The sequence below is a fragment of the Paludisphaera rhizosphaerae genome (genome assembly GCF_011065895.1).
Taxonomy (GTDB): Bacteria; Planctomycetota; Planctomycetia; order Isosphaerales; family Isosphaeraceae; genus Paludisphaera; species Paludisphaera rhizosphaerae.
Genome location: NZ_JAALCR010000073.1, coordinates 1 through 2,606 on the forward strand (window position 1 = coordinate 1; position 2,606 = coordinate 2,606).

Consider the following 2,606-nt stretch of genomic DNA (forward strand, 5'->3'; position numbering starts at 1 on the left):
CGACGGTCCGCTCGCCGGCCTTGCGCAGCAGGGCCTTGAGCTTGGAGAAGGCCCGCTCGAAGAACCTGCCATGATGCCGTCCAAGGATGTGGTGGGGTGGCCCGGCTCGGCGTGAGCCGGGCCTAAAGTCTATCGCTCCGGGCGTGGATTGGGTCGGCATAATTCCGCCAGGCGTCCTTCGTTCGCCCAGGTCCTGGGCAGGGCGTGGAGCTCGCGCAGCCGGGACAGTTCTGACGAGTCGGCCCAGATCACGTGATGGCCCTCCGCATCGAGGCGCGAGGTCAACCACCCGGCACGCAGCCAGCGACGGATCGTGTCCCGCCCGATCCCCAGCCGCTGGGACAGGCCGCCGGGGCGGTATTCATCGTCGCCGAGGCCGGACCGGCTGCCGTGCGGCCGGCGATGGATCAGTCCCAAGCGGCACAGGAGCCTCTGCGTCATCCCCCCGTTGAATCGATCCGCCCGCTTCGCCGGCCGGAAGCCCTCCGCGTTGAGCCGATCGGCGATCTCCGCCGTGCTCCTCCCCTCGGCGCACCAGGCCCGCAGCCGCTCGACCATCTGCGAGTAGCCCGACAGCAGGTCGTAACGCCTCACCGGCCGGGACAGGGTGTGCGACTCGACGGGCCCGCCGGCCCAGTGCAGCTCGACGTCCACCCGCTCGCTGGACTTATCCACGACCACGCTCACCCGCTCGACCAGGAGGCGGGCGATCCGCTGCCTCTCGGCCTGGGTGGTCGTGGCCGACCTCCAGACCGCGGGCAGATCACACACCAGGGAACGGATCGCACGCTCATCCTCCGGCGTGAGCCGGCCGGGGGCCGCCCGCCGCCATCGCTCGTACTCCTCCTCGAGTCGCCTCCGGCCCTTGAGCGATTCCTCCCAGCGACGCTCCAGCTCGCGACCGACCAGGCGATTCTCCGGCTCGCAGGCCTGGTACTGACGGGCCGCCCGGTCGACCTCCTGATCGGCCCGCTCGCGGCGCAGCCGCCAGTGCCCGGCCAGTTCGGCCCGCTCGCGCTCCACGCCGGCCATCGCCGCCAGGCTCGCCTCCAGCGCCGCCGGCTCGACCGCCGCCAGGACCCGGCCGGCTATCAACTCGTCGAGGACCGGGCCCGGGAGGCTCTGGCACAGGGGCTCGCCGGTGCCCGTGGGGCCACGGGTACACGTGTATGAATGAAGGTCCTTCAGCCCCGAATAGAGGACGATCATCCGCCGCCCGCATCGCCCGCACCGCAGCAGCCCGGCGAGCAGCGAGTGCCCCTGCCGCGACGCTCCCGGCCATTCCTTGCGGGCCCGGTTGGCCGCGAGCCGTTCCTGATTGGCTTGGAATCGATCCCAGGAGATGTACGCCGGCAGCCGGTCCCGGATCAGCACCAGGCAGTCCTCCGGCGGGCGCGACCTCCTGCCGGTGGCCCGCCGGCCCGGCAGCTTTCCCTGGGGTCGACCTGCCGGTGGCCGAATCGATACGCCCCGGCGTAGCTCGGGTGGTGCAGCATATTGCAGAGCGTCGTCCGGTTGGGGCGCCGCCATTCGAGCTCGCCGCGGGTCGGCCCGGAACTGGGCCGGATCGGGATGCGGACCGCGTCGCGCACGAGCGAGCGGAGCAGGCCATGCAGGGTCGCCTCGCGATCGAACCGGTCGAAGATCAGCCGGACGGTGGCCTGGACGCGCTCGTCGGGGTCGATGGCCCACTCGCCCGCGGCGGTCCGGATGTAGCCGAGCGGGGGCACACCCATGATCACGCCGCGTCGGGCCTTGTTGACCCGGCCCTGATACATCCGTTCCTTGAGCACATGAAGCTCTGCCTCGCTCATCATGCCGTGCAGCCCGAGCAGGAGCCTGTCGTTGTGGTCGGCCGGGTCGTAGATCGCGTCGGCGTCGGCCAGGAGCACCCGGAAGCGGGCGCAGCGTTCGAGGAGTTGGTGCCAGTCGCGGTTGGACCGGGCCAGCCGGCTCATCTCCAGGCCGAGGATCAGGCCGACGTGGTCCAGCGCGACTTCGGCCAGAAGCCGTTGGAATCCGGGGCGTCCCTCGATCGACAGGCCGCTCCTGCCCAGGTCGTCGTCGATGACGGTGATGCGATCGGCCGCCCAGCCGAGGATCGCGGCCCGGCTGGCCAGGGCGTATTGCCGGGCGGTCGACTCTTGGTGGTCACTGACCTGCTGGGGCGTGGACTGGCGGACGTAGACGAAGGCCGACTTGTCGAGGTGCCAGGGCCTGAGCTTGGGCGAGAGGAGCGGGTCATTCATGACCGGCCTCCTCGCCGCGGGTCGCCGCCAGGAACCTCGCCATGAGCTGTCCGAAGGTCGCGGAGCTGTCTCCGCCGCTCCTCGGGGAGCCGGGCCCAGACCGTGGGCGGGACCGCCGCCGGGCCGTGTGGGTCCGTCAGGGGCGGGGGGGGACGATGCGTCGGGCGGTGTCGGACATGTCATCACTCCGGAGGTCTGGGCCAGGTGCTGCCTGCACCACGCGGCCAACTCAAGCAGCCGGGCGATGTCGATGGTAACCCGCGCCGGTGGACTCGCACCACCTGTCGCTTGAGGTGGAGTCTGTCCGGTCGTTCTCGATCGGGTTCAGGTCGGGGCTGTAGGGGGGCAGGTACAGCA

The 2,606-nt window shown here is 71.0% G+C and carries 2 protein-coding genes; both read right to left on the reverse strand.

Going from position 1 to position 2,606, the window contains the following annotated elements:
* Positions 1–129: 129 nt before the first annotated feature.
* Positions 130–1,374 (reverse strand): recombinase zinc beta ribbon domain-containing protein, encoded by a 1,245-nt coding sequence (locus tag G5C50_RS32885; RefSeq protein ID WP_240907436.1) that lies wholly within the window; start codon positions 1,372–1,374, stop codon positions 130–132.
* Positions 1,368–2,249, reverse strand: coding sequence for a recombinase family protein (locus G5C50_RS32890; protein ID WP_240907437.1), 882 nt, complete (start codon positions 2,247–2,249; stop codon positions 1,368–1,370). Before G5C50_RS32890 ends, G5C50_RS32885 begins: the two co-directional genes overlap by 7 nt.
* Positions 2,250–2,606: the final 357 nt, after the last annotated feature.